The organism is Actinomyces lilanjuaniae (assembly GCF_003606385.1).
Lineage (GTDB): Bacteria > Actinomycetota > Actinomycetes > Actinomycetales > Actinomycetaceae > Actinomyces > Actinomyces lilanjuaniae.
Map to the genome: position 1 here is coordinate 430,344 of NZ_CP032514.1, position 26,376 is coordinate 456,719.

Consider the following 26,376-nt stretch of genomic DNA (forward strand, 5'->3'; position numbering starts at 1 on the left):
AGCATCTACGACTCCGCGGTCGGCAGGTCCGGGCGGCCACGAGGCTGCCAACGCTCGGTCCCTGTTGTCGGCTGCATGGGCAGGGGGCGTGCAGCGCTGCGTCAGAGACGTAGGTCAGTTCGCACGCCCCTGTCGGGAGCGAGGACTCGTGCGGCGCTGCAGCCGACGGCAACGGGCCTCCTCCCCGTCGTGGCCCAGTGGGGCTTGTAGACCTCTTCGCCCGCAGCAGGCGCCGTCTGACCGGTTGGAAACGCTCCACATGACCGGTTGACCAAGGGGAAAGCCGATGGGGACGCGGAAGGTCGGCACGGAGGCGTCCTTTGCCACCCTTGTCAGGGACGCCTCCACCCAGTCGCAGAGGACGCAGACCGCTGTCGCCTACGTCAATGCCCTCAAGCGGCTCTTTGTCGTCGAGGAGCAGCCGACGTGAGCGCCGCACCTGCGATCCCGGTACGCCGTGCAGACCTCCCCCACGCTGCACCTCGTTGACCCGGCACTGGCGGCGGCGGTCACCTCGACCTCGGCACCGCGTCTCATGCACGACCTCCCGACTGCGGGGCTGTGGTTCGAGTCCCAGGTGGTCCAGCACCTGCGGGTCTTCGCCGAGGCGCTGGATGGCCGGGTGTACCACTACCGGGACAAGGCAGGTAAGGAGGCGGACGCCGTCGTCGAGCCTGACGACGGGCGCTGGGCCGCTTTCGAGGTCAAGCTCGGGCGGAGGCAGGTTCCTGCCGCGCAGGCGTCCCTGGTCAGCCTCGTCGCTGACATCGACACGGCGCGCACGCCCGGGCCGGTGCTCACCGCCGTCATTACCGCCGACGGCCCCACGGTGCGGCTTCCCGACGGCGTCCTCACCTTCCTGCTCCACGCCCTGGGGCCGTAGCGAGCACTCCCTGCCAGGCCCGCGCGGGAGAGCACAGGCAACAGGAGCTTCATAGGACACACGGGGCTGTGTTGTCCCATGAAGTTCCTGGCGCCTGAGGCAGGTGGTGGGGTCGCAACGAGGCGGGCGGACCTGCGGCTGGCTCCTCACACCCACTTGCGGTGTCTGAAGAAGGCGATGCAAGTGCCGACCACCAGGAGGCACAGGGCGCCGACCGCGGGGTACCCCACGGCCACGCGAGCTCGGGCATGTTCTCGGAGCCCATCCCGTCCCAGCCGACGATAAGCGTGGGCGGGGCGAAGACCGCGGTGACGATGGTCAGCGCCGTCCTGATGCGGTTCTGGCGCACGTCAAGGTGCATCTTGTCGAGGTCGCGCAACTCGGAGCGCATCTCGTTGATGCGCTCCGCCGCACCGGTGGCCGTGTCAGCCATGATCACCTCCTCCATGCGGTCGAGCTCGCGCTCGTAGCCGCGCAGCAGGTCGGCGTCGTCCTTGATGACCTGGAGGAGGAGGTCGGCCAGGAAGCGCTCCAGCCCGGGCTGGCGCCAGCGGCGTGTGCCCGCGATGGTCCCACGAGCCGGGCGGCCGTCCCGCGCGGGTCGATGCCTTCTGCTAGACGCATCAGTGATAACCGCTGCCGGGCGGCCGTCCCGCGCGGGTCGATGAGGACGACGCCCTTCTCGTCCAGGGCGAAGGCAAAGCGCTGGTCGGGGCGTCCGGGTCCGTGCGGTCAGGGACGTGGCACGCGGCCCCACACGGTGGTGACCCGGCAGGCGGTGAGCAAGGGGCGGGGGCGCGGGCTGCAGGCAGCGGCAGACGGGGCTCCTGTTGCGCGTGCCGGTAGCGCTGTGTCACCCCAGCGCGTCGTAGTCGGCCTGGGAGACAGGCTCCAGCCACTCGGTGCGGCCGTCCTCGCCGGGTACCTCCAGGGCGATGTGCTGGAAGGCGGAGTCGGCGGCGGCCCCGTGCCAGTGCTTGAGCCCGGCGGGGACATTGACGACGTCGCCGGGCCCGAGCGCACGGGCGGGCTCGCCCCAGGCCTGGTACCACCCGCGTCCAGCGGTGACAATAAGAACCTGGCCCCCTCCGGAGGTGGCGTGGTGGATGTGCCAGCTGTTGCGGCAGCCGGGCTCGAAGGAGACGTTGTAGGCGCGTACCTGCTCGGTGGTGAGCACCGCCAGGTAGCTCTTGCCGCTGAAGTGCTCGGCGAGGCCGGTGTTCTCCTCACCGAAGGGCAGGAAGGATGTCTTCAGGTCGTCAATGGTGGTCATGGTTCCTCCTGGGAAGGTTCGTGGCAGGTAGTGGCAGGGGTGGTGCAGGCGGGTCCGCGGCTCAGTACAGCGCTTCGCCGCCCAGCTGGTCCTTCCTGACGTAGTCGCGCAGCAGCCAGCCCACGACCTTCGGGTCGTAGTGGTCGAAGATGCGGGGGAAGGAGCCGTCGTCCAGGGCGGAGAAGGCCTCCAGGTCCGCCTCGGTGAGCTCGAAGTCGAGGACGTCGAAGTTCTCCTCCATGCGGTCGCGGTGGGTGGACTTGGGGATGACCACGACGTCCTTCTGGATCAGGGCGCGCAGAGCCACCTGCCCGGGCTTCTTGCCGTAGCGCTTACCGATCTCGGTGAGCACCGGGTTGGTGAAGATGTTGTTGCGGCCCTCGGCGAAGGGCGCCCAGGCCTCGTGGACTACCCCCAGCTCGGCCATCACGGCGTGCGCGTCGTCGGCCTGGCGGAACGGGTGGGTCTCCACCTGGTTGACGGCCGGGACCACCTCGGCCAGGGCGGCGACGTCCACGAGGCGCTCGGGGTAGAAGTTGGACACGCCGATGGCGCGTAGCCTGCCCGCCTTGTAGGCCTCCTCCATGGCCCGGTAGGCACCGGGGTAGTCCCCCATCGCCTGGTGCAGCAGCATGAGGTCGATGTAGCCGGTGCCGAGCCTCTCCAGCGACTCCTCGATGGAGGCCCTGGCCCGCTCGTAGCTCATGCTGGACACCCAGATCTTGGAGGTGAGGAACACCTCCTCGCGCGGCACGCCGCTCCTTGCGACGGCGGCGCCCACGCCCTCCTCGTTGGCGTAGGCCTGAGCGGTGTCGATGAGCCGGTAGCCGACCTCGAGGGCCTCGCGCACACAGCGCTCGGTTTCCTCCGGCGGGGTCTGGAAGACGCCGTAGCCGAGCACAGGCATCTCGACGCCGTTGTTGAGGGTGGTCGTGGGGACGGTGGTCGTCATGTCGCTCTCCTGAGGGGTCGTGGCTGGTGGGCAAGGTGGCGCGCGATCACGGTGCACATGCGGCTGGTCGTCCGGGTAACCAGCCGCAGCCCGGTGCGTGGGCGGCAGGCCGGGCGGCTCCAGCCTGCCGGGAGCAGTCCGGGACCTCTGTTGAGCGCATACCGGGTGCAGCCTCGCAACGTGGCCGCATGGTCCGGTCGCAACCGCGCTCCTAGTTTTGCTCTCCCTGACTCCGCTGTAAAATGCCGCTACCGGCGATGCTCATGCATGGGGTGCATATGTGAGGAGAGGACTCGGGATGGACCTGGACCGGCTGCGCCAGCTGGACGCCATCGCGCGGGAGGGGACGGTCAGCGATGCTGCCCGGGTGCTGCACCTCTCTCAGCCAGCGCTGAGCCGCTCGCTGCGCCGCCTGGAGGCCGAGCTCGGCCAGCCGCTCTTCGACCGGTCCGGGCGGCGCCTGGAGTTCAACGAGGCGGGCCGCGTCGCCCTGGAGCACGCCCGCCATCTTCTCCGCGACGAGCGCGCCATGCGGGTAGCGCTGGACGACCTTGCCCGTCGCACCCGGGCGCTGCGCGTGGGCACCGTGGCGCCCGCGCCCCTGTGGCGACTGACCGCGCTTACCGTGGAGCGCTTCCCGGGGCTGGTACTTACCTCCCAGATGCTGGCCGAGGAGGAGGTAGAGGCAGGCGTCCAGGACGGTGCCCTCGATCTGGGGGTGGTGCTGAGCCCTGTGTCTCTGCCCTCCGTACGCTCGGCCTGGCTCATGGAGGAGAACCTGGCCGTTGCCCTGCCGTGCGACCACCCCCTGGCCGACCGCACGGAGGTCACTACGGCAGAGCTGGACGGTGAGACCTTCCTCCTCCTGGCTGACATCGGCGTCTGGCGCGAGGTGTGCGACCACTACCTTCCGCACTCGCAGTTCATCGTCCAGGAGGACCGCAGCGTCTTCGAGCAGATGGCGCGTAGCTCGCCGCTGCCACACTTTGTCACCGACGCCCCGTCCCTGGCGGGCTCGGTAGGGGAGCGGGTCGTCGTCCCTGTCCGCGACGTCGTGGCCCACGCGGACTTCTACCTGGTGGTCCGTGACGGCTGCCGGGAGGAGTCGAGGGAGGTCTACGACTGGGTCAGGGACCAGGTGGACGGACCGCAGCCGCGCGGGATGGACTAGAATGACCCACGTGCTCGATGGTGAGCGCGGACACTCGTCCTCAGGTGGCGGCCGACCGGGTGCGCCCCGGCCCCGCCTGCCCTGCACGGCCCCGGGGAGACGGCTCGCGGTGGAGCAGCACATGACTCGCCAGGGCCTGGCCCAGGCGGCGCGGTAGGACACGAGCCGGGAGGCTGATGACACCATGAACCAGCACGAGATGAACCAGTACGAGATCGACCACTTGGCAGCAGTGCGCGCGGGCGCGCCCGAGTCCATGGTGCTGCTCAGCAGCGACGGCTCCTTCCCCCTGGAGCGTCCCGGGCGCCTGGCTCTGTACGGGGCGGGGGCGCGGCGCACCGTCAAGGGCGGCACCGGCTCCGGCGACGTCAACTCCCGCCACGTCGTCACAGTCGAGGAGGGGCTGGAGAAGGCGGGCTTCACCATCACCACCAAGGCCTGGCTGGACGCCTACGACCGCATTGCCGAGGAGCACCACCGGGCCTTCGTCGCCGGTATCCGGGAGCAGGCCAGGCAGGAGGGGCGGCCTGCCATCATGGTGGGCATGGGCGCGGTGGAGCTCGCCCCCGACTACGACCTGCCGCTGGAGGGTGATGGCGAGGCCGCCGTATACGTCCTCGCCCGCGACTCCGGGGAGGGCAGCGACCGCAGCTCCCAGGCCGGCGACGTGCGGCTCACCGCCTCGGAGGTCCGCGACATCACCGCGCTCGCGGCGGCGCACGAGCGGTTCCTCCTGGTCCTCAACGTCGGCGGAGTCGTGGACCTGGGCCCGGTGGCCGACGTCGCCAACATCCTCCTGCTCTCCCAGCTGGGGGCGGTCACCGGTGACGCCTTTGCCGACGTCCTGCTGGGCAGGAGCTACCCCTCTGGCAGGCTGTCCACCACCTGGGCTGCCTGGGAGGACTACTCCACCGAGGGTGACTTCGGCGACCCGGACGACACCAGCTACCGCGAGGGCGTCTACGTCGGCTACCGCTACTTCGACTCGGTAGGCAAGGTCCCGATCTTCCCCTTCGGCTACGGTCTGGGCTACACGACCTTCTCCATCGGCGCTCCCACCGTCAGCGCCTCCGGCTCCGAGATCTCCCAGATCTCCGAGATCACTGTCAAGACCACCGTCACCAACACCGGTGCCGCCGCGGGTAAGGAGGTCGTCCAGGTCTACGTCTGCGTGCCCGCTGGCCGCCTCGACCAGCCCTATCAGGCGCTGGCCGGGTTCACCAAGACCGGCGAGCTCGCCCCCGGAGCCACGCAGGAGGTCACCGTCACCGTTGACCTGACCGACCTCGCCTCCTATGACGCCTCCAGGAGCGCTACCGTCCTGGAGGCGGGCGACTACGTGGTTCGTGTGGGCTCCTCCAGCCGGGACACCACCGTGGCCGCCGTCGTGGAGCTGGCTGAGACGGCGGTGGTCCGCCAGCTCCACGACGTCCTGGGAGACCCTGGCTTCACCGACTTCAGACCGGTCTCGCCCACGCTCGTGGAGGTGCCTGCCGACGTCCCGCGGCTGGCCGTGGCTGCCGCGGACCTGCGCCAGGAGGATACCCAGGAGCCCGTTGACCTGGCCGAGGCCCTCGGCAGTGTCACGGACCTGCCCGACGACGAGCTGGCCTACGTCGTGCTGGGCCAGTACGCGGACAGCGCGGACAGGCAGTCTGTCGTCGGCCAGGCCTCCCAGGCCCTCGTGGGTGCCGCGGGCCAGACGACCACGCGTGTCGAGGGGCTGCCCTCCCTGGTCATGGCTGACGGCCCCGCGGGCCTGCGCCTGGCGCCCCAGGTGGGTGAGGACGCCCAGGGCCGGTTCCCGCTGGGGGAGGCGCTGGGGGGCCTGTTCGCCGAGCTCATGGACGAGGAGTCCGTCGTCGCGCTGGGCGGTGAGGTTGACGGCGGCACCCAGCGCGTGCCGGAGCGCACCTTTGAGCAGTACGCCACTGCCATCCCGATCGGTACTGCTGTGGCCCAGTCCTGGAACCCAGACCTGGCTGAGTCCTACGGTGACCTGGTCGGCACGGAGATGGACCATTTCGGTGCCCACCTGTGGCTGGCCCCGGCCTTCAACCTGCACCGCTCCATCCTGTGCGGGCGCAACTTCGAGTACCTCTCCGAGGACCCGCTGCTGGCCGGGCGCGTGGCCGCAGGCATCACCCGCGGCGTGCAGTCCCACCCGGGGCGCGGGGTGACTGTCAAGCACTTCGCCTTCAACAACCAGGAGACCAACCGCTTCAACTCCAACAGCCGCGTGTCCCAGCGGGCCGCCCGGGACCTGTACCTGCGCAGCTTTGAGATCGTGGTCCGCCAGGCCCAGCCCCACGCGGTCATGACCTCCTACAACCTGGTCAACGGCGTGCACACCTCCGAGTCAGCCGGGCTGCTGGAGGCGATCCTGCGCCAGGAGTGGGGCTTTGTCGGCCTGGTCATGACCGACTGGGTGGTGCGCGCCATGACCCGTACCGACCTCACCTACCCGCGCGCCACTGCGGCGGCTACCATCAAGGCGGGCAACGAGCTGTTCATGCCCGGCTGTGAGGAGGACCGCCAGGATGTCCTGGCCGCCCTGCACGGCCAGGCCGAGTCCGGGGTGAGCCTGACCCGCGCTGAGCTGGAGAAGCAGGCCGCCCGGGTGGTGCGCATGGCTCACCGGCTGGGTGACGTCGCCCCCGCGCCGCAGGCGTGATCACTGCGGGCAGGTCCCCAGCCGGGCCTGCCCGCGCTGCTACGTGTGCTCGGGAGTAACCCAGTGAAGATCTTTGAAGCGGGCAAAGTCGCTGTCAAAGGAGCAGACGCTGGTTCCGTGCTCAAGGGCAAGCGCGGCGAGGTGGGCATCGGTCACCATGTTTCCGCGTTTCCGCGTTTCCGCGCAGGTCGCCGCTGATGAGAAGCTGGCCGAGAATGTCACGGTGGCGGATTCCCGGAGCGGGTACCCAGACCTGGTCGGCGTCGAGCCAGTCGGTGACGTACCTCCACGCGTCACCTGGGGTGAGAGGGGCTGCTGACGCGCGGGGGTGGGTGATGAGGCGCAGACGGAGGCTCGGCGCCTGGTCGAGGCAGACCTCATCCACTCACTCTCTTGAGTACAAATATACACTTGTGATACGGTCGGCCTGGCCGGTCGACCGGGGCCGTCGTGATGGGTGCTCGGCCGTCGGCCGGGCCGTTCGCCTGGGCGTGCGGACGGCCCGGCGGACATCCTGGAAGGAGGGCAGTGATGGCGGCGCAGGCGCGGGAGCCACAAGGGTCGCAGGGTGCGGGGGAGGGGCGGCCAAGGGCTGGTGGCGCGCCTCGTCAGGCAGACGCTGGTCGTCTCGCCCCCGGGAGGCAGCACGCTGCCCCAGGGGCGGCCGCCCAGCAGGCGGGCGCCAGCCCAGGCGCCCTGGTGCCTGAGCTGCCACAGGAGGGTGCTTCCCGGCAGGTGGGCGCGGGCGCGCAGCCCGAGGTCGACCAGGCGCTGCGCGCGTTGGCTGACGGCAACCGGCGGGCGATCCTGGAGGTCATCCGCGCCGCGCCCCAGCCGGTGGGGGTAATAGCCCAGGAGGTAGGCCTGTCGCAGCAGGCGGCCTCCCACCACCTGGGGGTGCTGAGCCGGGCCGGGCTCGCCGTGAGCGCCCGCGAGGGCACCCGCCACCTCTACGCGGTGAGAACGGACGGCCTGGCTGCGGTGCGCTCCTACCTGGACGGCTTCTGGCCTACCCGGCTGGCTGCGCTCAAGGCGGCTGTCGAGGAGGGTGGGCAGACCCGGGAGGCTCCGAGGGGCCGGGAGAGCCGGGGGGAGCCGGGGGAGTTTGCCGGGCATGGATGAGTTCACCGACTCCATCGGGATCGCCGCCCCGCCGGAGGCGGTCTTTGCCTACCTCACTACCGCGGAGGGGATGACGGCGTGGATGGGGGAGTACGCGGACCTCGACCCGGTGCCCGGCGGCCGGTTCGCCGTCAATATCGCGGGTTACCCCGTACGGGGCGAGTTTCTCCACGTCGAGCCGCCGCACCGGGTCGTGGTGTCGTGGGGCTTCGCGGGAAGCGATGAGCTGCCCGCTGGGGCCTCGACGGTGGAGTTCCGTCTGACCCCCACCCGCGAGGGCACGAGGGTGGACCTGCGCCACTATGACCTGCCCGACGCCCAGGTGCCCGGGCACGCCGACGGGTGGGCGAACTTCCTGCCCCGCCTAGCCGCTGCCGGTGCCGGTGGCAACGCCGGACCCGACTACTGGCTGCCGCTGCCACACTGACCCGTCTCGGCCTGTCCCGGGGCCTCCCCGTCGGAGGCCGCCCGGGTCCGTCGGCTGGTGCGGCTGGATCGCACACTCCAACGACCCAGACAATGAGAGGACCATAACCGTGACTGAAACCGTGACTGAGGACCTGACTGAGGACGCTGCGCGCGGGAACGCCCCAGGCGCCCCGAGAGACGCCACTCTTGCTGCTCTTGCCGTCGTGCGGGGTTATCACCAGGCCTGGACTACTGGCGATGTCGAGGGTGCCATGCGTTATGTCGCTGACGACATCTTCTGCCGGGCGCCAGAAGCCGACTTTAGGGGCAAGGAGGATTATCGGGACTATATCGCCAGCTTCGCCCCTGAGCTCACCGGCATCGGCTGGATCGCTGAGATGGTTGAGGTGCTGGATGAGGAGCCAGCCGAGGGGGTCCGGATCGCGCTGTTCTACTACCCGCAGACCGCAGTGACCTCCACGACCCCGGCTGCTGAGCTCTTCACGGTCAGGGACGGCAGGATCGCCGAGAGCGTGCTGGCCTTCGACCGCATCGCCTACGTCCCGGCCGGGCCTGGTCCGGCCTCGGGTCCCGAGCCTGCCTCGCCTGGGACCGGGGCCCCAGCCGGGGATGTCGGCGACCCTGAGGGCCGCTGGTCTGCGGTTGAGGCGCCTGGTGCCGGTGGGAGCGGGAAGCCGGACGAGGACGAGGCTCCTGGTCGGGCCGAAGGAAAGGTCCGGACTGGCGGCAGTGCTGGCGGACCCGAGGGGGTGCGCTCCTCGTGAGCCCGGGGCAGTCGGAGCTCGTGGAGCGTCTCCGTGCGCTTCTGGCAGGCAAGGCGGTGGTGCGGGAGGTCTTCATGTTCGGTGGGTGGTCCTTCATGGTCAACGAGAGGCTTGTGGTCAGCGCCCTCAAGGACGGTGGCCTTCTGGTGCGGGTGGACGCCAGTCGGCACGACGAGCTGCTGGCCCGGCCGGGAGCCTCACAGGCGCAGATGGGTGCCGGGCGCAGCATGGGACCGGGCTGGCTCGAGGTCGGGGCATCTGCTCTCGGTGGACCTCCCGGTGAGGAGGCGCTGTCCTCCTGGCTGGCGCTGGCGCTCGAGCACAACAGGGCGCTCGCCGCGCGCGGGCGGTAGATGAGGCCAGAGCAGTCAGCGCCGCCGGGGACAGGGCGCTCGCCGCGCGCGGGCGGTAGGCGGGTCCGGACGGGCCACCCACCTGGCTGCTCCTTGAGTGGTGATCGCCGCGCGGGCGGTAGGCGGGCGCCTCGGGGCCTGGCTGTGCTGGGGCCCGTTGTGTGGTGGCGGGATTTGTACGCTCCTCTGGTGGTGCGTCTGGGGGCTGGTGGTCGTGGCTCGTGGGCTGGGTTGCACACGCTCGTTCTGGGGTCGGGCGCGAAAGCCGCGTGATTACGCGGATCCTGGTTTGACGCGTGACCGGTGTGCGGGGCTCCCATGTGCATCAAGGAGCGCGATGCACATGGGAGCCTTTCAGACCCTGCGAGCCCGTGTGGTGAAACGGCGTGATTCCGCGGATCCGTATAGATGCGGAGGAAGGTGGGCGTGTCGCCAGCTTCAGCGTCATGGGCGTCGGCTCGGGCTGGTGACCGGCTGCGGGCAGCCGGTCTGTGCCAGGTCTCCTCGGGCGGAGGTGCTCTCCGCCCTGCGCTCCGGCCCGGAGCGTCTGTGCCAGGTCTTCTCTGGCGGTAGGGCTGGCTGAGTGGGCTGTCGGGACGGGCACAGCAGGTAGAGGGCTGCTTGTGAGCCGCCTTCCGACTGCTGGTGCGCCAGGGGGCCTACGATGGGCGGCCACGCGGAAGCTAGGCCTATCGGGGCAAAAGTCCTTACCGATACCACAATATATTGTGTCTGTGAGGGAATCGCGATACCAGATGATGTGTTGTGGTGGTTGGAGGTGGCTCCCTTAAGGAGTAGGCTCAAGGCTGTCGCCGCCGTCCGGGAGGTCTGCGAGGGTGGCGACGGCGCCCGCCGGAGCTGGTCGTGTCAGTGCCAGCGGGCACCATGGCGCCCAGGGTCTGCAGGCCCTGGGCCGTACAAGAACAGCCTCCACCGACACCGAACCTGACCACGCCATCGGAGAGACCCGTGCTTGACCACACCAACGACCTCACTGGCGACACCGACCACGACACTGACGTCATCAGCAGTGTGGGTGGCGGCGAGGGTGCCGCCGCCCTGGCCCCTGCTGCCCTGGGCTCCGCTGCCTCGGACACCGATGTCCCGGCTCCCGCTGTCTCGGACACCGCCGCCCCGGGCTCTGCGGACTCCGCCGTCGTGCAGGGGGACCGCCCCCAGGTGGACGCGGTGTCCACCATCACCGAGTACCTGGACCGCTCTGACTGGCGCGTCAACGCCAACGCCAACCAGGGCTACTCCCTGGGCGGCATGATGCTCAACACCTCCGGCAAGGTGGTGGCCAACTACTGGCTGTCCCACGTCTACCCCGCCGTGGCCGGGCAGGCCCACCGCGACGCCGACCTGCACATCCACGACCTGGACATGTTTGCCGGGTACTGCGCGGGCTGGTCGCTCAAGGACCTCCTTCAGCAGGGTCTCAACGGCGTCCCCGGCGCCATTGCCGCCGGCCCGGCCCGGCACTTCTCCTCCGCCGTGGGCCAGATCGTCAACTTCCTGGGAACGCTGCAAAACGAGTGGGCCGGGGCGCAGGCCTTCTCCTCCTTCGACACCTACATGGCGCCCTTCGTCCGCCTGGACTCCATGACCTACAAGCAGGTCAGGCAGTGCATGCAGGAGCTCATCTTCAACCTCAACGTTCCCTCCCGGTGGGGCACCCAGACCCCCTTTACCAACCTCACCTTCGACTGGACCTGCCCCGCCGACCTGCGCGACCAGCACCCGCTCATCGGTGATGAGGTGTGCGACTTCGCCTACGGCGACCTCCAGGCGGAGATGGACCTCATCAACCGTGCCTTCATGGAGGTCATGACCGAGGGCGACGCCGAGGGCCGGGTGTTCACCTTCCCCATCCCCACCTACAACATCACCCGGGACTTCGACTGGGACGCCCCCAACGCCGACCTCCTGTTCGCCATGACCGCGAAGTACGGCCTGCCCTACTTCCAGAACTTCATCAACTCCGAGCTCGACCCAGGCATGATCCGCTCCATGTGCTGCCGCCTCCAGCTGGACCTGCGCGAGCTGCTCAAGCGCGGCAACGGTCTGTTCGGCTCCGCCGAGCAGACTGGCTCCGTCGGCGTGGTCACCGTCAACATGGCCCGCCTGGGCTACCTGCACGCCGGGGACGAGTCCGCCCTGACCGCCCGCCTGGACGAGCTCCTGGAGGTCGGGCGCGACACCCTGGAGCTCAAGCGCGAGGTCATCCAGCACCACATCGACGCCGGGCTGTTTCCCTTCACCAAGCGGTACCTGGGCACCCTGGACAACCACTTCTCCACACTGGGCGTCAACGGCATGAACGAGATGGTCCGCAACTTCACCCGCCACGAGCCCGGTGGCGGCTACGACATCACCGACCCGCGCGGTCACGCCATGTGCGTGCGCATCCTCGACCACGTGCGCCAGCGCATGGTGGCCTTCCAGGAGGCCACCGGGCACCTCTACAACCTGGAGGCAACGCCCGCCGAGGGCACCACCTACCGGTTCGCCAAGGAGGACCGTAGGCGCTACCCCGACATCCTCCAGGCCGGCACCGACTCCAACCCGTACTACACCAACTCCTCCCAGCTGCCCGTGGGCTACACCGACGACCCCTTCACCGCCCAGGAGATGCAGGAGGAGCTCCAGACCAGGTACACCGGCGGCACCGTGCTCCACCTCTACATGAACGAGCGCATCTCCTCCGCGCAGGCCTGTAAGGAGCTGGTGCGCCGCAGCCTCACCGCCTTCCGCACCCCCTACATCACGATCACCCCCACCTTCTCCATCTGCCCCGTCCACGGCTACCTGGTCGGGGAGCACACCACCTGCGGCAGGTGCGCCGCCGCGCACCCCGAGGCCGAGCCGGTGGAGTGCGAGGTGTGGACCCGGGTCATGGGCTACTTCCGCCCCGTGCGCTCCTTCAATATCGGCAAGAAGGGCGAGTACGCCGAGCGGCAGATGTTCACCGAGCAGGCGGCAGGTGACCACGGTGAGCCGGTCTCTCGCCTGGCGACGGTGGGCGCCTGACGGACGCGTCCTGCCTCGGCCGTGCCTGCGCACCTCCCACCGTCTCCCCCCGCTGCGTTACCTGGCAGCGGGGGGAAGGACCAAGCCCGTGCCTGTCGCCGTGCTGACGACCTGGTCATTGCCGGGCTGGTCCCCCTGAGCACCGTCGACTGGCCCGACCACCTGACCGCCACGGTCTTCACCCAGGGTTGCCCCTGGAGGTGCACCTACTGCCACAACCAGGCTCTCATCCCCACACAGGCGCCGGGCCTGGTGGCCTGGCGGGAGGTCCGCGACCTGCTGGCCAGGCGAGCGGGCCTGCTCGACGGCGTCGTCCTCACCGGGGGAGAGCCCCTGCGCCAGGCTGCTCTGGCCGACGCTGCCGCCGAGGTGCGCGAGGCAGGGTTCGCCGTCGGCCTGCACACGGCGGGTGCCTACCCCCGCAGGCTGCGCGACCTGGTGAGGCAGGGCCTGCTCGACTGGGTGGGCCTGGACGTCAAGGCCCTGCCCGAGCACTACCAGGAGGTGGTCGGCCGCCCGCACGCCGGGGCCAGGGCCTGGGAGAGCCTGCGGGTTCTCCTGGAGGCGGGCGCGGGCCGCGGGGGGTCGCACGGCGGAGGCCTGCGCGGCAGGAGCCCAGGCGGCAGCGCGCCGGGCAGGCTCCCCGACGTCGAGGTGCGCACCACCGTGGTGCCCGGGGATGTCACTGCTGACGACGTCTACGAGGTCGCCCGGCGCGTGCACGACATGGGTGCGCACACCTACGCTCTCCAGCAGGCCCGTAGCAAGGGGACACGGGAGGGGTTCGTCGCCACCGCCCCCGGGTGGGACGCCCAGTGCGAGGACCTGGCTGCCCGCATCGAGGCCCTGGGGTGGGAGAGGTTCACCTACCGGCCAGCCTGACCCGGGGCGTCCCGGCTGCTCGGAGCGCTGCGGTCGTGCGTGGGGGCTCCGGTAAGCACCTGGTCCAGGCGGGCTGTACGCGGCCCGCCCCCGCCAGCGCGCAGCGTGCCTCCCTGAGGGCTACGGGGCTCAGGGAGGCACGCTGCTCAGCGCCGCTTCCGGCGGGTCCGGGGCGCTCGGCCTGCTGCCGCTTCTGCTTCTTTCCCACCCCCTTGTCCTTCCGGGTGATCTGTCGGCCCCTCCCGGCCTTCCGCTGTTTCTCCCGGGTGCGCCGGGGCCGTTGGGCTCCTCGCCTCCTGGCCGCGACCACCAGTCCCAGGGCGGCTCCCGTCATCACCAGGGCGGCGGTGACCCAGGTGGCAGGGTTGGTGGTCCAGGAGGTGTCCCGGGACTGTTCGGCATAGCCGGAGGCGGTGACCCCCTCGGTCAGGGCGTCCGCGTCCTCCCAGGTGACGGTCCTGCCGGATACTGAGCCGCCCTCGGCCTCGGTGACGCTCCCGGGGAAGGTCACCGAGACCCGGGTGTCCACCAGGGTGTTGAAGGAGGCGGCGGTGGAGCCCCCCGTGGTGTCCTGATCTCCCTGCGTGGGGTCCAGCGCCGCAGGGTCGCCCCCCAGGTCGGGGGCGGCAAGGTTGACGGTGTAGACGTCGCCGTCACGCACCACGATCGCACCCTCCCCGGCCTCGGAGGCCTCCGGGACCGCCACGCCGGTAATTGTCACCAGGCAGCCGACCTCGTCGTTGCCGCCGGAGAGGGGCTCGGCCTCGACCTGGGCGTCCTGGGAGACCTCAAGGACCTCGGGGTCCGCCATCGTGGCGCAGTCCCCCTCGCTGCCGATTACCTCCCCGGTAGTGTCTCGCATCTCCAGGGTGATGTCATAGGTGCCCGTCGGGGTGATCGTCATGTCCATCTCCAGGGTGCAGCCCGACAGGGCCAGGCAGGCCAGGGCGCAGGACACGGCGGGCCTTCCCAGGCGGTGCGGGCGGGAGTGCTGGGACATATGAGGCAGGCTACATGCGTCATGGCGCAGCTCGCCCGGGCACGCCCGGACCGCGTCGCCACCGCGTCGCCACCGCGTCGTTACCGTCTTCACTGAGGGCGGAACAGGGATGCCGTACTCCCGCCCAGAGGGCAAAAACCGCTTTATGTGGGCGAAAGCATCCCTGTCGCGGGTCTCTGCGGGGTACTGCTGGGACCTTCGGCGACGTGACCCCGCAGCTGCGGTGGGGAAGGATAGGTGCTGACTACCTCTGTCAGTAACTGACCCCCTTAGGAAGGGACTCGCATGACTGTGTCCGAGCAGGACGTCCGCTCCGCTGCTCCCGCCAACGCTCCCGAGGACGTGATCGAGTTCGTCACGCGCATCGCCGAGCTCGGTAAGCCCGAAAGCGTCTACTTCGCCGACGGCAGCGACGAGGAGTGGGACCGCCTCACCACGGAAATGGTGGAGTCCGGCACCTTCGTCCGCCTCAACCCCGACAAGCGTCCCAACTCCTTCCTGGCGCGCTCGCTGCCCAGCGACGTCGCTCGCGTGGAGTCCCGCACCTTCATCTGCTCCGAGAAGGAGGAGGACGCCGGGCCGACCAACAACTGGTACGACCCAGCGGAGATGAAGAAGATCCTCAACGAGAAGTTTGACGGCGCCATGCGCGGCCGCACCCTCTACGTGATCCCCTTCTCCATGGGTCCCCTGGGTGGCCCCATCTCCCAGCTGGGCATCGAGATCACCGACTCCCCCTACGTCGTGGTCAACATGCGCATCATGACCCGCATGGGTGCTGCCGCCATGGACCTCATCAACGAGGGCCGCACCTGGGTGCCCGCCGTCCACTCCGTGGGCGCCCCCCTGGCCCCGGGGGAGAAGGACACTGCGTGGCCCTGTAACGAGGAGAAGTACATCACCCACTTCCCCGAGACCAACGAGATCTGGTCCTACGGCTCGGGCTACGGCGGCAACGCGCTGCTGGGCAAGAAGTGCTACGCGCTGCGCATCGCCTCCACCATGGCCCGCCGCGACGGCTGGATGGCTGAGCACATGCTCATCCTGCGCCTCACTGAGGAGAAGTCCGGCAAGCAGTACCACGTGAGCGCCGCCTTCCCCAGCGCCTGCGGCAAGACCAACCTCGCCATGCTGCGTCCCACCATCCCCGGGTACAAGGTGGAGACCGTCGGCGACGACATCGCCTGGATGCGTCCCGGGCCGGACGGCACCCTGCGCGCCATCAACCCTGAGGCCGGCTTCTTTGGTGTGGCGCCGGGTACCTCCTACGACACCAACCCGATGGCCATGGACACGATGCGTGAGAACACCATCTTCACCAACGTGGCCCTGACCGACGACGGTGACGTGTGGTGGGAGGGCATCGACGCCCCGCTGCCCGACCACCTTATCGACTGGCAGGGCAACGACTACACCCCGGCCGACGCCGAGGCCGGCAAGAAGGCTGCCCACCCCAACTCCCGCTTCACTACCCCGGCCTCACAGTGCCCAATCATCTGCCCGGACTGGGAGGCCCCTGAGGGCGTGGCTATCGACGCCATCCTCTTCGGCGGGCGCCGTGCCTCCAACGTCCCTCTGGTGGCCGAGCAGTACGAGGCCGCCCACGGCGTGTTCATCGGCGCCTCCGTGGCCTCCGAGGTCACCGCCGCTGCCCTGGACGCCAAGGTTGGCTCGTTGCGACACGACCCCTTCGCCATGCTGCCCTTCTGCGGCTACCACATGGCCGACTACTGGTCCCACTGGCTGGAGATGCAGGAGAAGCTGGGGGACAAGTTCCCCAAGGTGTACCAGGTCAACTGGTTCCGCAAGGACGAGGACGGCAAGTTCATCTGGCCCGGCTTCGGTGACAACTCCCGCGTGCTGGATTGGATCGTGCGCCGGGCCGCTGGCGAGGTCGAGGCCGTTGACGGTGTGACGGGCCGCTACCCCAAGTTCGAGGACTTCAACCTGGAGGGGACTGACCTGGACGAGGCTGACTGGGCCAAGCTCTTCGAGATCAACCCCGACGCCTGGGCTGCGGAGATGGACGACACCGAGGAGTACTTCAAGCAGTTCGGTGACAAGCTCCCCGCTGCTATCACCGAGCAGCTCGCGAAGTTCCGCGAGCGCATTGAGGAGGCCCGCAAGGCCTGACGCCATCACGGTGGTGCGCTGCCGTTGACGAGGCTCCCGACCCTGAGGGTCGGGAGCCTCGTTACTGGCGTGTGGGCGCGATCTGTCTGCTGGCAGAGACGTGCCTTTGTGTGTGGTTAGGCGTGTCTGGCTGGTTGGTCGCGTCGCGCGGTGTTGGCGTGTCCACAGCGGCCACAAACGCCTCGGCTGGTTACATGATCCTTTAAGAGAACCGCGTGATTGGGGCCTTCTGGTGTCCTGCCCGGGGTGCGGCTGACCCGTTTGTGGCCGCCTTGGACACCTCGTCCTGGTGACGCTGCCTGGAGAGCAGGAGCCCGGGCACCTCCTGGGCGACCTTCCCCTGGCGGACGTCCTTGCCCGTGAAGCGGGCGACACCGAACCCCCGGCGCACCAGCTCGCGGTCCCGGCGGCGGTCCAGACCGAACCGGTACTCGCTGGCGTGGTAGGCGTATCCGTCCAGCTCCAGCACCAGCCAGCCCTCGACAACGATGTCCACCTCACCGACCCCAGGCACGACCACCCCGTCCTCGAACGCCACACCCACACGACACAGCTGCAGCCGCGCCAGCGTCTCCAACGGCGAGCGCGAACGAGGACTGGCTAGGCTCAGACGTTCCCTGGCTCGGGCTGAGCCAGGTCCGTGAAGCAGCGCCTTGATGGCAGAGGACGTGGTGTCCTCCTCGTGGAGGGCGGCGTCGCAGGCCATGAGCGGGGCCTCGGCACTGGGGTGGCAGCGCAGGAACCGAGCCAGCGCGAGGTCAACTGGCGCAACCGGAAAGCTTGTGGGGGACGGCGGAGTCAGTGCGCGCTCGACGTGGAGGACTTCCCGGCGCACCGGTGCGAACCTGCGCTTGTCCGGAACAGCGATGTGAATCGGTTGCTCGGGCCCGGTGGTCGGATACCCGTAGTAGCGGGCAGCAGTCCGGCAGGTCACGACCCCTCCGTGGATCCGGGCTAGGAGGATGGCCTTCTCCGTGCCGGGCACTGCGATGACCCCGTGGGGGTGAGAGAGGAGATCGTTGGCCTCAACGAGCCGGGCCACCTGCCTGCGCTCGGTGCGGTCGAGACGCAGGTCCCGCATCCGGACTGCTCCGTAGCAGCCGCGTACTCGCGCCAGGATGTCGTCTCTGCTGTCCATGGAGCCATCGTCGGAACGGGGCAGGCAGGAGGGCAAGGAGGTCGAATAGGCCCTGCGGACAGGGACGTTACGCAGGTCCCCTGTGGGGCCCTTGCTGGGATGCTGGTCAGGGAAGCGGCTGACCGGCACACAGCCGAGTACGCCTGCCACACCTACTGTCGTCACCCAGGTCTGTCTCGCTAGGCTAGGGCCGTGAAGATCCTGTTGCTGGGGTCCGGCGCGCGCGAGCACGCCCTGGCCCGCGCCCTTGCTTCCGACCCTGCCACCACCGAGCTCGTTGTCGCTCCCGGCAACCCCGGCACCGCGAACGTGGGCACTAATCTCCACATCGACCCTAGTGCTCCGGATGAGGTCGTGGACCTAGCCAGCCAGATGGAGGCGGACCTGGTGGTTGTCGGCCCGGAGGCGCCCCTGGTGGCGGGTGTGGCCGACGCCGTGCGCGAGGCGGGCGTGCCCTGCTTCGGCCCTGGTGCGCAGGCGGCCCGTCTGGAGGGATCCAAGTCCTTCGCCAAGGAGGTCATGGCTGCAGCCGGGGTGCCCACGGCAGCCTCGGTCGCGTGCTCCACCCCGGAGGACCTGCGTGCAGCCCTGGACCGCTTTGGCGCCCCTACGTGGTCAAGGAGGACGGCCTGGCCGCAGGCAAGGGTGTCGTGGTCACCCCCGACCGTGAGGCTGCCCTGGAGCACGGTCTGGCCTGCCTGGCCAGGGAGGGAGGGCGTGTTGTCGTCGAGGACTACCTGGACGGCCCGGAGGTCTCCGTCTTCTGCGTCAGCGACGGAGCCACCGTCCGCCCCCTGGCGCCCGCCCAGGACTTCAAGCGCCTGGGTGACGGCGACGAGGGCCCCAACACCGGTGGTATGGGTGCCTACACCCCCTTGGGCTGGGCGCCAGCCGACCTGGCAGAGCGCGTGGTGCGGGAGGTTGCCCAGCCGGTTGTTGACGAGATGGCCCGACGTGGTACCCGCTTTATCGGCCTGCTGTACTGCGGCCTGGCCCTGACCCGGGAGGGGCTGCGCGTGGTGGAGTTCAACGTGCGCTTCGGCGACCCGGAGACCCAGGCAGTCCTGGCTCGCCTGACCTCCTCCCTGCCTGAGCTGCTACACGCCGCCGCTACCGGTCACCTGGGCGAGGTGCCTGAGCCCACCTGGAGCGACCAGGCTGCGGTTGACGTCGTCCTGGCCGCTCCCGGATATCCCGGTACGGTGACTACCGGCGGGCACGTGACCGGGGTGGAGGCTGCAGAGGCGCTCGATGGGGTGCACGTGCTCCACGCCGGCACCTCCCGGGACGAGGAGGGGAGGCTGGTCGCCGCCGGGGGGCGGGTCCTGTCCGTGGTCGCTGTGGGGGCGGACGTGGCCGCTGCCCGGGCGCGTGCCTATGAGGCGGTGGCCAGGATCCACCTCGGCGGTGCCCACTACCGCCGGGACATTGCAGCGGGGCGGTGAGTCCGGCCCGCCCGGTTCGCGCGTGAGCCGCCCGGTTCGCGTATGAAGGGCTGGGCCGCTTGAGCTCTGCAGGCTCCCAGCAGCGTCCTCGCACCCTGGCCCGCGCAGTGGCAGGATGCGGTCATGACTTCTCCCGCCAACCCTGCTCCCTCGGCGGCCCCGCACGTTGCCCCCGGTGCCGTGGAGCCGGGACGTGGAGCCCGTGAGGGCACGGGCTCCACGCGTCCGGGTCACCGCGCTGGTCCGCACTCACCCGGGGAGGTTCCCGTCCCGCCCCGGCTGCCCGGGTGGGAGCACCACCTCAGCGGGAAGGTGCGTGACGTCTACGTGCCCGCTGCGCACGGCCCCTGGGCGGGGCGTGACGTCCTCCTCGTCGTCGCCTCGGACCGCATCAGTGCCTACGACCACGTCCTGCCCACCCCCGTCCCGGGCAAGGGCGCGGTACTGACCGCCCTGACCGCCTGGTGGCTCGACCAGCTGTCGGACATCGTCGCGGGCCACCTGCTCAGCCTGGACGTGCCCCAGGAGGTGGCCGGGCGGGCCATGGTCTGCCAGCGCCTGGACATGTACCCCGTGGAGTGCGTGGCCCGCGGCTACCTCACCGGCTCCGGCCTGGCCGAGTACCGCGCCCACGGAACCGTGTGCGGCATAGGCCTGCCCGGCGGCCTGGGGGAGGCCTCCCGCCTGCCCGAGCCGGTCTTCACCCCCGCTGCCAAGGCCGGTCTGGGCAGTCACGACGAGAACATCACCTTCGAGCAGGTTCAGGCCCTGGTTGGTTCCCAGGCGGCCTCGGACCTGCGTCGTACCACCCTGGAGGTCTACGCCCGAGCGGCAGACCTCGCCCACGAACGCGGCATCATCCTGGCTGACACCAAGCTCGAGCTCGGCACCGATGTCGGGGGGCGCCTGGTCCTGGCCGACGAGGTCCTCACCCCCGACTCCTCCCGGTTCTGGCCCGCCGACGCCTGGACGCCCGGGCAGCCCACCCCGTCCTTTGACAAGCAGTACGTGCGAGACTGGCTCACCTCACCCGCCTGTGGGTGGGACCCTGCTAGCGGCCAGGCGCCCCCGCCCCTGCCCGACGACGTCGTAGACCGCACCCGGCAGCGCTACCTGGAGGCCTACGAGCGGCTCACCGGTGGTCCTCTGGCAGCCTGAGGTGGTCGTGGCGCACCCGGGCGAGGACGGCGCGGGCCGCCGCGCCCGCAGGACCGTCCCAGCCTCCTGGTCGTCCGGGTCCGCGTCCTGGCCCGGACCGGGTCCTTTGCCTGGCCCATGCCCTAGCCTGGCCTCCCGTGGCCTCCGCATCGACAGGAAGCAGCCTGTATGACACCCTCACGATCTTTTCGCCCTGGCCTCGGCTTCGGCGTGGCCCTGGGGCTGGCCGTCCTTGTGGTCGTCCTGGCGCTGGCGGCGGCGGTCAGCGGCGCCCTGGGGGCGCGGGGAGCCTCGAGCATCCTGGGTGGAACCGCCCTTGTCCTGGTGGGGCTCGGGCTCCTGGCGGTACTGAGGGTCCCGGCCCGGTCCCTGGTGGTCAACGCCCCCCGCCTGCGCCTGGAGCGCAACCGGGCCAGGGCGGCGCGGGAGCGCAGCAGGCAGCGCGAGGCGGATGGCTTACGCGGGAGCCGAGGCCGGGCCGGCAGGCGCAGGGGGCTCCGGGACGACTCACCCGAGGGCGCGCTCGTGCCGATGGTGGTGCCGGGTACCGACGTGGTCATCCCTGAGTCTACGGGCAGGAGGGAGCTGACCACGCTGGACGTCGTCTCCGGGCCGGTGACGACGGCGCTGGCTGCGACCCGGGTCGGCCGTGCCGCCGACGAGCGCCTGGCCGGGACGACGACGGGGGAGACCCTGGTGCGGGTCGGCCAGCTGCTTGCCGGTGCCCTCGGCTTCATCCTTCTCGCACTGGGCCTGGCCTCGATTCTGGGGCAGGTGCTGTCGTGACACCGCGTGATCGTCGTCCCGAGGAGGAGCAGGGACCGGTGGACTGGGGGACCGGCAGGTCCGCAGGCCAGGCCCGTCCGGGCCGCTCCCGCGTCGACGTCGGGACCGGAGGAGCCTGGCGGGGCGGCGGGAGCCAGGCTGGAAGGGCCGGAAACGCTGAGAGTGTCGGTGCGGCTGGTAGTGCCCGTACGGCTAGCGGCCCCACCGTTGGCGACACTGACGACCCAGGTAGGTCAGACAAGCCTGGCGGTCCCGACTGGGGCGTGGGTCGCGGACCAGCACCTCACGAGCCTACGCCGGGGCAGCGGGCACGAACCCCCTGGCCTGCTTCCGTGCGCAGGCAGCGCCTGGCGGGGGTGGTCTTCGCCCTGGTCGGCCTGGTCACGGCCACCTTCTCCGCCATGAACCTGGCCGAGAACGCCGAGGCCGGACGCCTGTGGGTCCCGCCGTGGCTAGTGGCTGTCCTGGGTGGGGCGGGGCTGGTTGCTGCGGCCGGCTACCTGGCCTGGGCCGGGGGCGCCCCGGTGCGCCACGAGGAGCAGCGCTGGCAGCCCCGGCTCCTGGACGCTGCGGCTGGTCTGACAGCCGGGAGGGTGCAGGTTGCTGACCCGGCCCGGCTCCTCGCAGGCTCCGGGAGCGGGCAGGGCGACTCCGGGGACGCGTACCTCGACGGGGTCGACGGACGGCCTGACGGGCGGGCCGGGAGCGGCTGGGGCGCCGAGCCTGGCGGGACCGCCGGGGGTGTCCCTGGCCAGCCGGACAGGGCCGCGGAAGGCTCCCCGCCCCTGCGGGTGAGCGTGAACTCGGCACCCCGGCCGATCATGGGGGCCTCGACCGTGGAGCAGTCCGTGCACGCGCCTGCGGGGGTAGCCGGGGCGGTAGGCGGCTTCATGATGGCGGCGGCGGTGGTCTGCGCGGTTCTTGCCCTGGTGCTGGGGCCGTCCTGGCTCATCGCAACCGCTGCCCTGTCCCTGGGCGGGCTGGTGTCCGTCAGGTTGGCAGGTGACTGGCTGGGAGTCGTCTGAGCGGCACATTTTTGGTGTCAGCTCCTGCGGCGGTGCACTGAGCCACTGCCGACTCTGCGGTTCCTCCTCTGCGCACCGGTAGACAAGGAGTCCAGGATGTGCAGGGTGGGAGAGGGAGCCGGGTAGGCTGGGGTCAGCATCCACCCCCACCGTTCTCAGGAGCACCGATGGGACGCATCGTCGTCGAGGTTATGCCTAAGCCCGAGATCCTGGACCCTCAGGGTAAGGCTGTCGTGGCCAGTCTGCCTCGCCTCGGGTTCGAGCAGTTCACTGCGGTACGCCAGGGCCGGCGCTTCGAGCTGACCGTGGAGGGGCCGGTCACCCAGGCCCACCTTGACGCGGCTCGTCAGGCGGCCGACACGCTCCTGTCCAACCCGATCATCGAGGACGTCGTCTCTGTTGCCGAGCTTCCCGGCGACTCCTTCGGTGACGCCGCCGCGCAGGTGGCTGGGTCGACTGGTGCGGTTGAGGCTGGCGCTCCTGTGGCAGGCAGCGGGCGCTACGACGCCGAGGAGGCCCAGGCGTGAGCACGCTCGTCCGCATCGGTGTCATCACCTTTCCCGGGACCCTGGACGACATCGACGCCGCCCGGGCCGTGCGCCTGGCCGGGGCGGAGCCGGTGCGCCTGTGGCACAAAGACGCGGACCTGCACGGCGTGGACGCCGTCGTGATCCCCGGAGGCTTCTCCTACGGCGACTACCTGCGCTGCGGTGCGATCGCCCGCTTCGCCCCGGTCATGGGGGAGGTTCTCGCCGCTGCCGGGCGGGGCATGCCGGTACTGGGTATCTGCAACGGCTTCCAGGTGCTTGCCGAGGCTCACCTGCTGCCCGGTGCCCTCATCCGTAACGACCACCAGCGCTTTGTCTGCACCGAGCAGCGTCTGAGGGTGGAGTCCTGTGACACAGCCTGGACCAGCCACTACGACGACGGCCAGGAGATTGTCGTCCCCATGAAGAACGGGGAGGGGAACTTCATCGCTTCCTCGGACGAGCTCGATCGGCTGGAGGGGGAGGGGCTGGTGGTCTTCCGCTACCTAGGGGGCAACCCCAACGGGTCGGCGCGTGACATCGCCGGGGTGCGTAACGAGCGCGGCAACGTGGTGGGGCTCATGCCTCACCCTGAGCACGCCGTGGAGCCAGGCTTCGGCCCGGCCTCGCCAGCCGGGCCGCGCACGGGTACTGACGGACTGGGGGTCTTCTGCTCTGCCGTCCGGTCCCTCGTGACGGCCTGACATCCTGTCTGAGGCGCGCGCCTGAGATGCTGTCTGGGCTGACCTGTGGCTGCCTGGTGCCCGACGCTTGTCCGTCGCCCTGTCCCCTGCTGCGCCGGTGGACGCGGGCTCTGAGAGAGGCCTGGCTAGAGCAGGAGGCCTGGGGCGGTCAGTCCCAGGAGCGGACGCGAGCGTCTCTGCGAGAGACCGGGCGACAGCGGGAGCTCCGTAGGCAGGCGGGTCCCAGATCAGGTATGGACACTGCTAAGGCTGCTCTGCGGGGCGCTCCGTAGGCAGGCGGGTCCCAGTGTGGTCGAGGGTGCCGGGTAGGGGCCGAGTGCTCCTTGCGACACGCCCTCCGGAGGCGCCTGGTGCTGTAGTTGTTCCGGCTCCTCGTCCGAGCGGGCACGCAGCCGGGAGACGAGGGCCGCGATCGTGTGGGGTGGGGTGCCCCGGCCCCTACCAGATCCGGAGCCAGGTGTCTTTGTGGTTGTCCACAGAACCTCGTCAGCCTTGTGGGTTACGTGCCTCAGAGGAGCGGGGTCATGGGGATCGATCGGCGTGACCACCCGTGTCCGGCGGGTGTGAGATGTAACCGTCCTTGTGCTGCTACCTGTTCGTCTTGAGAGCTGGACCGCGTGGGACGAGGACCGTGGCAGGTGGGCCGCTGACCGTCGGCTCGCCACGCGGCCCCGGCTCGATGTGTGCCACCGCAGGGGTGTACTGATTCCATGACGCATTGTTTTCCTTGGTCTCACAGTGTTTTGCGCTGTTGCGGATGGCGGTACGGCGAGCGTGCGGGCGGCGGGAAGTGCTCTGCGGGATACCGGAGAGACCGGGTGACCCACCCCGCCGTTACCGTCCGGTCCGGTGACCCGCCCTCCTCCAGGGCGCGGAGGCCTGTGCTCCAGGTTGCGGTGAGACGTCTGTCGTCTCTCTGCCGAAGGGACGGTACCGGTGCTCTGCGATTCCCCACCGGGGGACAGCCGCCTGTGGATAGTGCCTGTGGAGAAGAGTACCGGTGACCCGGGACGGGCTATGCCGACCCGCACTACCTGCCGCCTCGGTCGGTGGTGCTGTAGCGCGTGCCTGGGACAGGAGGAGACGATGCCGGCCCCTGTCCCACAACCGGAAGTGCCGATTTATATCCGGTTGTGTCCAGGTGTACCTGGCTTCCCGAGGCCGGGCTCTGGCGGTGTCGGGTACCTGCCGGGCTCGGGGGAAGGAACCCAGACCAGTGGTGCAGCGAACCAGGATGCACCGTACCTGCCGGGCTCGGGGAAGGAACCGTGCGTGGCGGTTTCAGGATCTTGTGGGTGCTACGGGGCCTGTGCCGTCACGGGACGACGCGGGTGAGGATCTCCAGCATGTCCTGCAGGTGGCGGTTGGGCAGGAACTCCCGGCGCACGGACTCGTGCGCGGCCGCGCCCATCTCTGCCGCACGCTCCGGGAACAGCAGCAGGTCCGCCACGGCACTGGCCCAGGCGGCGCCATCGGCCGGGTCCACCAGGACCCCGTCCACCCCGTCCTCGATCTGGTCGCGGATACCGCCGACGGCTGAGGCCACGACAGGGACCTTCTTCCACATGGCCTCGGCGACAGTCAGCCCGAAGGCCTCTACCAGGGAGCGCTGGGTGACCACCGAGCTGACCCGCTGTACCGCGTTGACCACCGTGGCGTTGACCTCGCGGTCCTCCATGCTTGCTGCGGCCACGTGGATGCGGGAGGCCACCGACTCCGGCAGCACTGAGCACCGTTCCACCACGGCTGCCAGGACCGCGGCCGCCTCCGGGTCGTGACCGGGATCCGGTGCAGGGCCCAGGAGCAGCAGGTGGCAGTCCTGCGGCAGCAGGCTGAGGTGTCGGGTAAAGGCCTCCACCAGCTCCAGCCCGCCCTTGAGGCGGTCCCAGCGGCTGACCTGGGTGACGACCCGGCAGCCCAGCGGAACCGGCCCGCCCGCCAGGACGGGGTCCTCCGCCAGTCCCCGGAAGGCGTCTGCACGCCCGTCGTGGCGGACGAAGGGGACCGCCTGGAAGGGCGCCTCCCCGGCGAAGATACCCGACAGCCGAGCCACCGACCAGGACTCGTCCAGGTCCAGGACCCGGTTCTTGGGCGAGTCGGCGTCGATGGAGGGCGCCAGGACGGCGCAGCGCTCCTCCTCGATGTAGGGCGGCCGGTACTCGGGCCGGGACACCACCACCAGGTCCACGTCCTCCAGGTACCTGTCCAGGAAGGCCCAGGCGTAGTCCGCGGCGTCCCCGGTCGCGGCCGCCCCGGCGTGGCAGCGCCACACCACGGAGGCCCCTGTGGCCCGCACGGCCTTGGCCAGGCCCGCGGTGGGCGGGTCGTGCAGGATCACGACGTCGCCCTCGCGCAACTCCTCGACGACGTTGTCCGCGTTGGAGGCCAGGACGTGCTCATAGACGTCGCGCTGTCTGTCCCCGAGCCTGCCGCCGTCTCCCTGGTCGCCGTGGACGCCCGCGTACAGGCGGGCGGCGATCTGCTGGAACTGCGCGGGGGCGTCCAGCGTCAGCCACCGGGCGTCCAGGCCTGCCCCACGGGCATAGCCCACCAGCGGCCCCGTGATCTCGGCAGGACCGGCCCCGGCGGCCGAGGGCGTCACCGTCCACACGGTGCGGCCTTCCAGCAGGGCGTGGGCTGCGGTCACGGTGTCGCGCAGACGACGGACAGCGACCTCGTCAAGGTGGCTCTCAAGGTGCGACAGCGGCAGCGGGGCGACGTCGATGGCTCTCATGGTCCGATCTTCCCCCGAAATCGTGTGAGGGGCAGCACTTTGATCTCCTGAGTGTCGTGCGGCTCAGGGTGAGGGGGAGCGACGACGGTGACACCGGGCGGGTAGGGGACGGGCTGTCGGCACTCTTGCGAGGGAGTTCGGGTACAGGTGACACCGGGCGGGTAGGGGAGGGCAGGTATTCTCGCCTGCGGAC

General features: G+C 70.1%; 22 protein-coding genes and 2 pseudogenes. 18 read left to right on the forward strand and 6 right to left on the reverse strand.

Annotated elements, in window-relative coordinates:
- The first annotated feature begins 286 nt into the window (after positions 1-286).
- Together D5R93_RS13770 and D5R93_RS01865 are read left to right on the forward strand one after the other, a co-directional pair.
- On the forward strand, positions 287-430 hold the full coding sequence (locus D5R93_RS13770; RefSeq protein ID WP_243106883.1) for a hypothetical protein: 144 nt from the start codon (positions 287-289) through the stop codon (positions 428-430).
- 9 nt (positions 431-439) lie between these two features.
- A complete protein-coding gene (locus D5R93_RS01865) occupies positions 440-883 on the forward strand; it encodes a DUF4143 domain-containing protein (protein ID WP_279221411.1) in 444 nt (147 codons plus the stop codon).
- A gap of 49 nt (positions 884-932) precedes the next feature.
- Here the strand turns inward: D5R93_RS01865 and D5R93_RS13060 are convergent, their stop codons facing one another.
- From D5R93_RS13060 to D5R93_RS01880, 3 genes are all read right to left on the reverse strand, one after another.
- Positions 933-1,640 (reverse strand): CorA family divalent cation transporter, encoded by a 708-nt coding sequence (locus D5R93_RS13060; protein ID WP_162933773.1) that lies wholly within the window; start codon positions 1,638-1,640, stop codon positions 933-935.
- Between the two features lie 96 nt (positions 1,641-1,736).
- Complete coding sequence (locus D5R93_RS01875) at positions 1,737-2,156, reverse strand: cupin domain-containing protein (protein ID WP_120203474.1); 420 nt, start codon at positions 2,154-2,156, stop codon at positions 1,737-1,739.
- A gap of 61 nt (positions 2,157-2,217) precedes the next feature.
- Positions 2,218-3,108: an aldo/keto reductase gene (locus tag D5R93_RS01880; RefSeq protein ID WP_120203476.1), complete on the reverse strand. Its 891-nt coding sequence runs from the start codon at positions 3,106-3,108 to the stop codon at positions 2,218-2,220.
- Positions 3,109-3,406: 298 nt separating this feature from the next.
- Between D5R93_RS01880 and D5R93_RS01885 the strand changes: the two genes are divergently transcribed.
- The 9 genes from D5R93_RS01885 (at position 3,407) to D5R93_RS01925 (ending at position 13,533) form a co-directional block, all read left to right on the forward strand.
- Positions 3,407-4,279 (forward strand): LysR family transcriptional regulator, encoded by an 873-nt coding sequence (locus D5R93_RS01885; protein WP_120203479.1) that lies wholly within the window; start codon positions 3,407-3,409, stop codon positions 4,277-4,279.
- A gap of 199 nt (positions 4,280-4,478) precedes the next feature.
- Entirely contained in the window at positions 4,479-6,953 is a 2,475-nt protein-coding gene (locus D5R93_RS01890; protein ID WP_205570114.1) for a glycoside hydrolase family 3 N-terminal domain-containing protein, read from the forward strand.
- Between the two features lie 63 nt (positions 6,954-7,016).
- Entirely contained in the window at positions 7,017-7,151 is a 135-nt protein-coding gene (locus D5R93_RS14440; RefSeq protein WP_259390724.1) for a hypothetical protein, read from the forward strand.
- 333 nt (positions 7,152-7,484) lie between these two features.
- Entirely contained in the window at positions 7,485-8,075 is a 591-nt protein-coding gene (locus D5R93_RS01900; RefSeq protein ID WP_119836307.1) for an ArsR/SmtB family transcription factor, read from the forward strand.
- Positions 8,068-8,502 (forward strand): SRPBCC family protein, encoded by a 435-nt coding sequence (locus tag D5R93_RS01905; protein ID WP_119836308.1) that lies wholly within the window; start codon positions 8,068-8,070, stop codon positions 8,500-8,502. Before D5R93_RS01900 ends, D5R93_RS01905 begins: the two co-directional genes overlap by 8 nt.
- A gap of 109 nt (positions 8,503-8,611) precedes the next feature.
- Positions 8,612-9,268 carry a nuclear transport factor 2 family protein gene (locus D5R93_RS01910; RefSeq protein WP_243106885.1) on the forward strand — a complete coding sequence of 219 codons (657 nt, stop codon included), beginning with the start codon at positions 8,612-8,614 and terminating at the stop codon, positions 9,266-9,268.
- Positions 9,265-9,621 (forward strand): TfoX/Sxy family protein, encoded by a 357-nt coding sequence (locus D5R93_RS01915; protein WP_120203482.1) that lies wholly within the window; start codon positions 9,265-9,267, stop codon positions 9,619-9,621. The genes D5R93_RS01910 and D5R93_RS01915 overlap by 4 nt, the downstream gene beginning before the upstream one ends.
- Positions 9,622-10,695: 1,074 nt before the next feature.
- Positions 10,696-12,651: a ribonucleoside triphosphate reductase gene (locus D5R93_RS01920; RefSeq protein WP_423243325.1), complete on the forward strand. Its 1,956-nt coding sequence runs from the start codon at positions 10,696-10,698 to the stop codon at positions 12,649-12,651.
- Between the two features lie 111 nt (positions 12,652-12,762).
- Entirely contained in the window at positions 12,763-13,533 is a 771-nt protein-coding gene (locus D5R93_RS01925) for an anaerobic ribonucleoside-triphosphate reductase activating protein (protein WP_119836429.1), read from the forward strand.
- Here the strand turns inward: D5R93_RS01925 and D5R93_RS01930 are convergent.
- Positions 13,514-14,533, reverse strand: coding sequence for an LppM family (lipo)protein (locus D5R93_RS01930; protein ID WP_120203484.1), 1,020 nt, complete (start codon positions 14,531-14,533; stop codon positions 13,514-13,516). The genes D5R93_RS01925 and D5R93_RS01930 overlap by 20 nt on opposite strands.
- Positions 14,534-14,818: 285 nt before the next feature.
- On the opposite strand from D5R93_RS01930, the gene D5R93_RS01935 reads away from it, so the two are divergent.
- The gene (locus D5R93_RS01935; RefSeq protein WP_119836310.1) at positions 14,819-16,666 is read left to right on the forward strand and encodes a phosphoenolpyruvate carboxykinase (GTP); all 1,848 of its coding nucleotides are present in this window, start codon (positions 14,819-14,821) and stop codon (positions 16,664-16,666) included.
- A 202-nt stretch (positions 16,667-16,868) separates the two neighbouring features.
- Here D5R93_RS01935 and D5R93_RS01940 read toward each other — a convergent pair whose 3' ends face one another.
- Positions 16,869-17,804, reverse strand: a complete 936-nt coding sequence (locus D5R93_RS01940) for a hypothetical protein (RefSeq protein ID WP_243106886.1) — start codon at positions 17,802-17,804, stop codon at positions 16,869-16,871.
- 192 nt (positions 17,805-17,996) lie between these two features.
- Here D5R93_RS01940 and purD point away from each other — a divergent pair.
- The 6 genes and pseudogenes from purD to purQ all read left to right on the forward strand — a co-directional run bounded on the left by purD (position 17,997) and on the right by purQ (position 23,449).
- A pseudogene (gene purD / locus D5R93_RS01945) lies at positions 17,997-19,249 on the forward strand (phosphoribosylamine--glycine ligase).
- A 123-nt stretch (positions 19,250-19,372) separates the two neighbouring features.
- Positions 19,373-20,407 carry a phosphoribosylaminoimidazolesuccinocarboxamide synthase gene (locus D5R93_RS01950; protein ID WP_120203487.1) on the forward strand — a complete coding sequence of 345 codons (1,035 nt, stop codon included), beginning with the start codon at positions 19,373-19,375 and terminating at the stop codon, positions 20,405-20,407.
- Positions 20,408-20,575: 168 nt separating this feature from the next.
- Entirely contained in the window at positions 20,576-21,193 is a 618-nt protein-coding gene (locus tag D5R93_RS01955; protein WP_120203489.1) for a hypothetical protein, read from the forward strand.
- On the forward strand, positions 21,190-22,218 hold the full coding sequence (locus D5R93_RS13775; RefSeq protein ID WP_243106887.1) for a PsbA protein: 1,029 nt from the start codon (positions 21,190-21,192) through the stop codon (positions 22,216-22,218). The genes D5R93_RS01955 and D5R93_RS13775 overlap by 4 nt, the downstream gene beginning before the upstream one ends.
- Positions 22,219-22,385: 167 nt before the next feature.
- Positions 22,386-22,622 (forward strand): annotated as a pseudogene (purS, locus tag D5R93_RS01965) (phosphoribosylformylglycinamidine synthase subunit PurS); the annotation flags it as partial.
- A gap of 119 nt (positions 22,623-22,741) precedes the next feature.
- Positions 22,742-23,449, forward strand: coding sequence for a phosphoribosylformylglycinamidine synthase subunit PurQ (gene purQ / locus D5R93_RS01970; RefSeq protein ID WP_119836314.1), 708 nt, complete (start codon positions 22,742-22,744; stop codon positions 23,447-23,449).
- Positions 23,450-24,764: 1,315 nt separating this feature from the next.
- On the opposite strand, the gene D5R93_RS01975 is transcribed toward purQ, so the two are convergent.
- The gene (locus D5R93_RS01975) at positions 24,765-26,183 is read right to left on the reverse strand and encodes a glycosyltransferase (RefSeq protein WP_119836315.1); all 1,419 of its coding nucleotides are present in this window, start codon (positions 26,181-26,183) and stop codon (positions 24,765-24,767) included.
- Positions 26,184-26,376 lie beyond the last annotated feature (193 nt).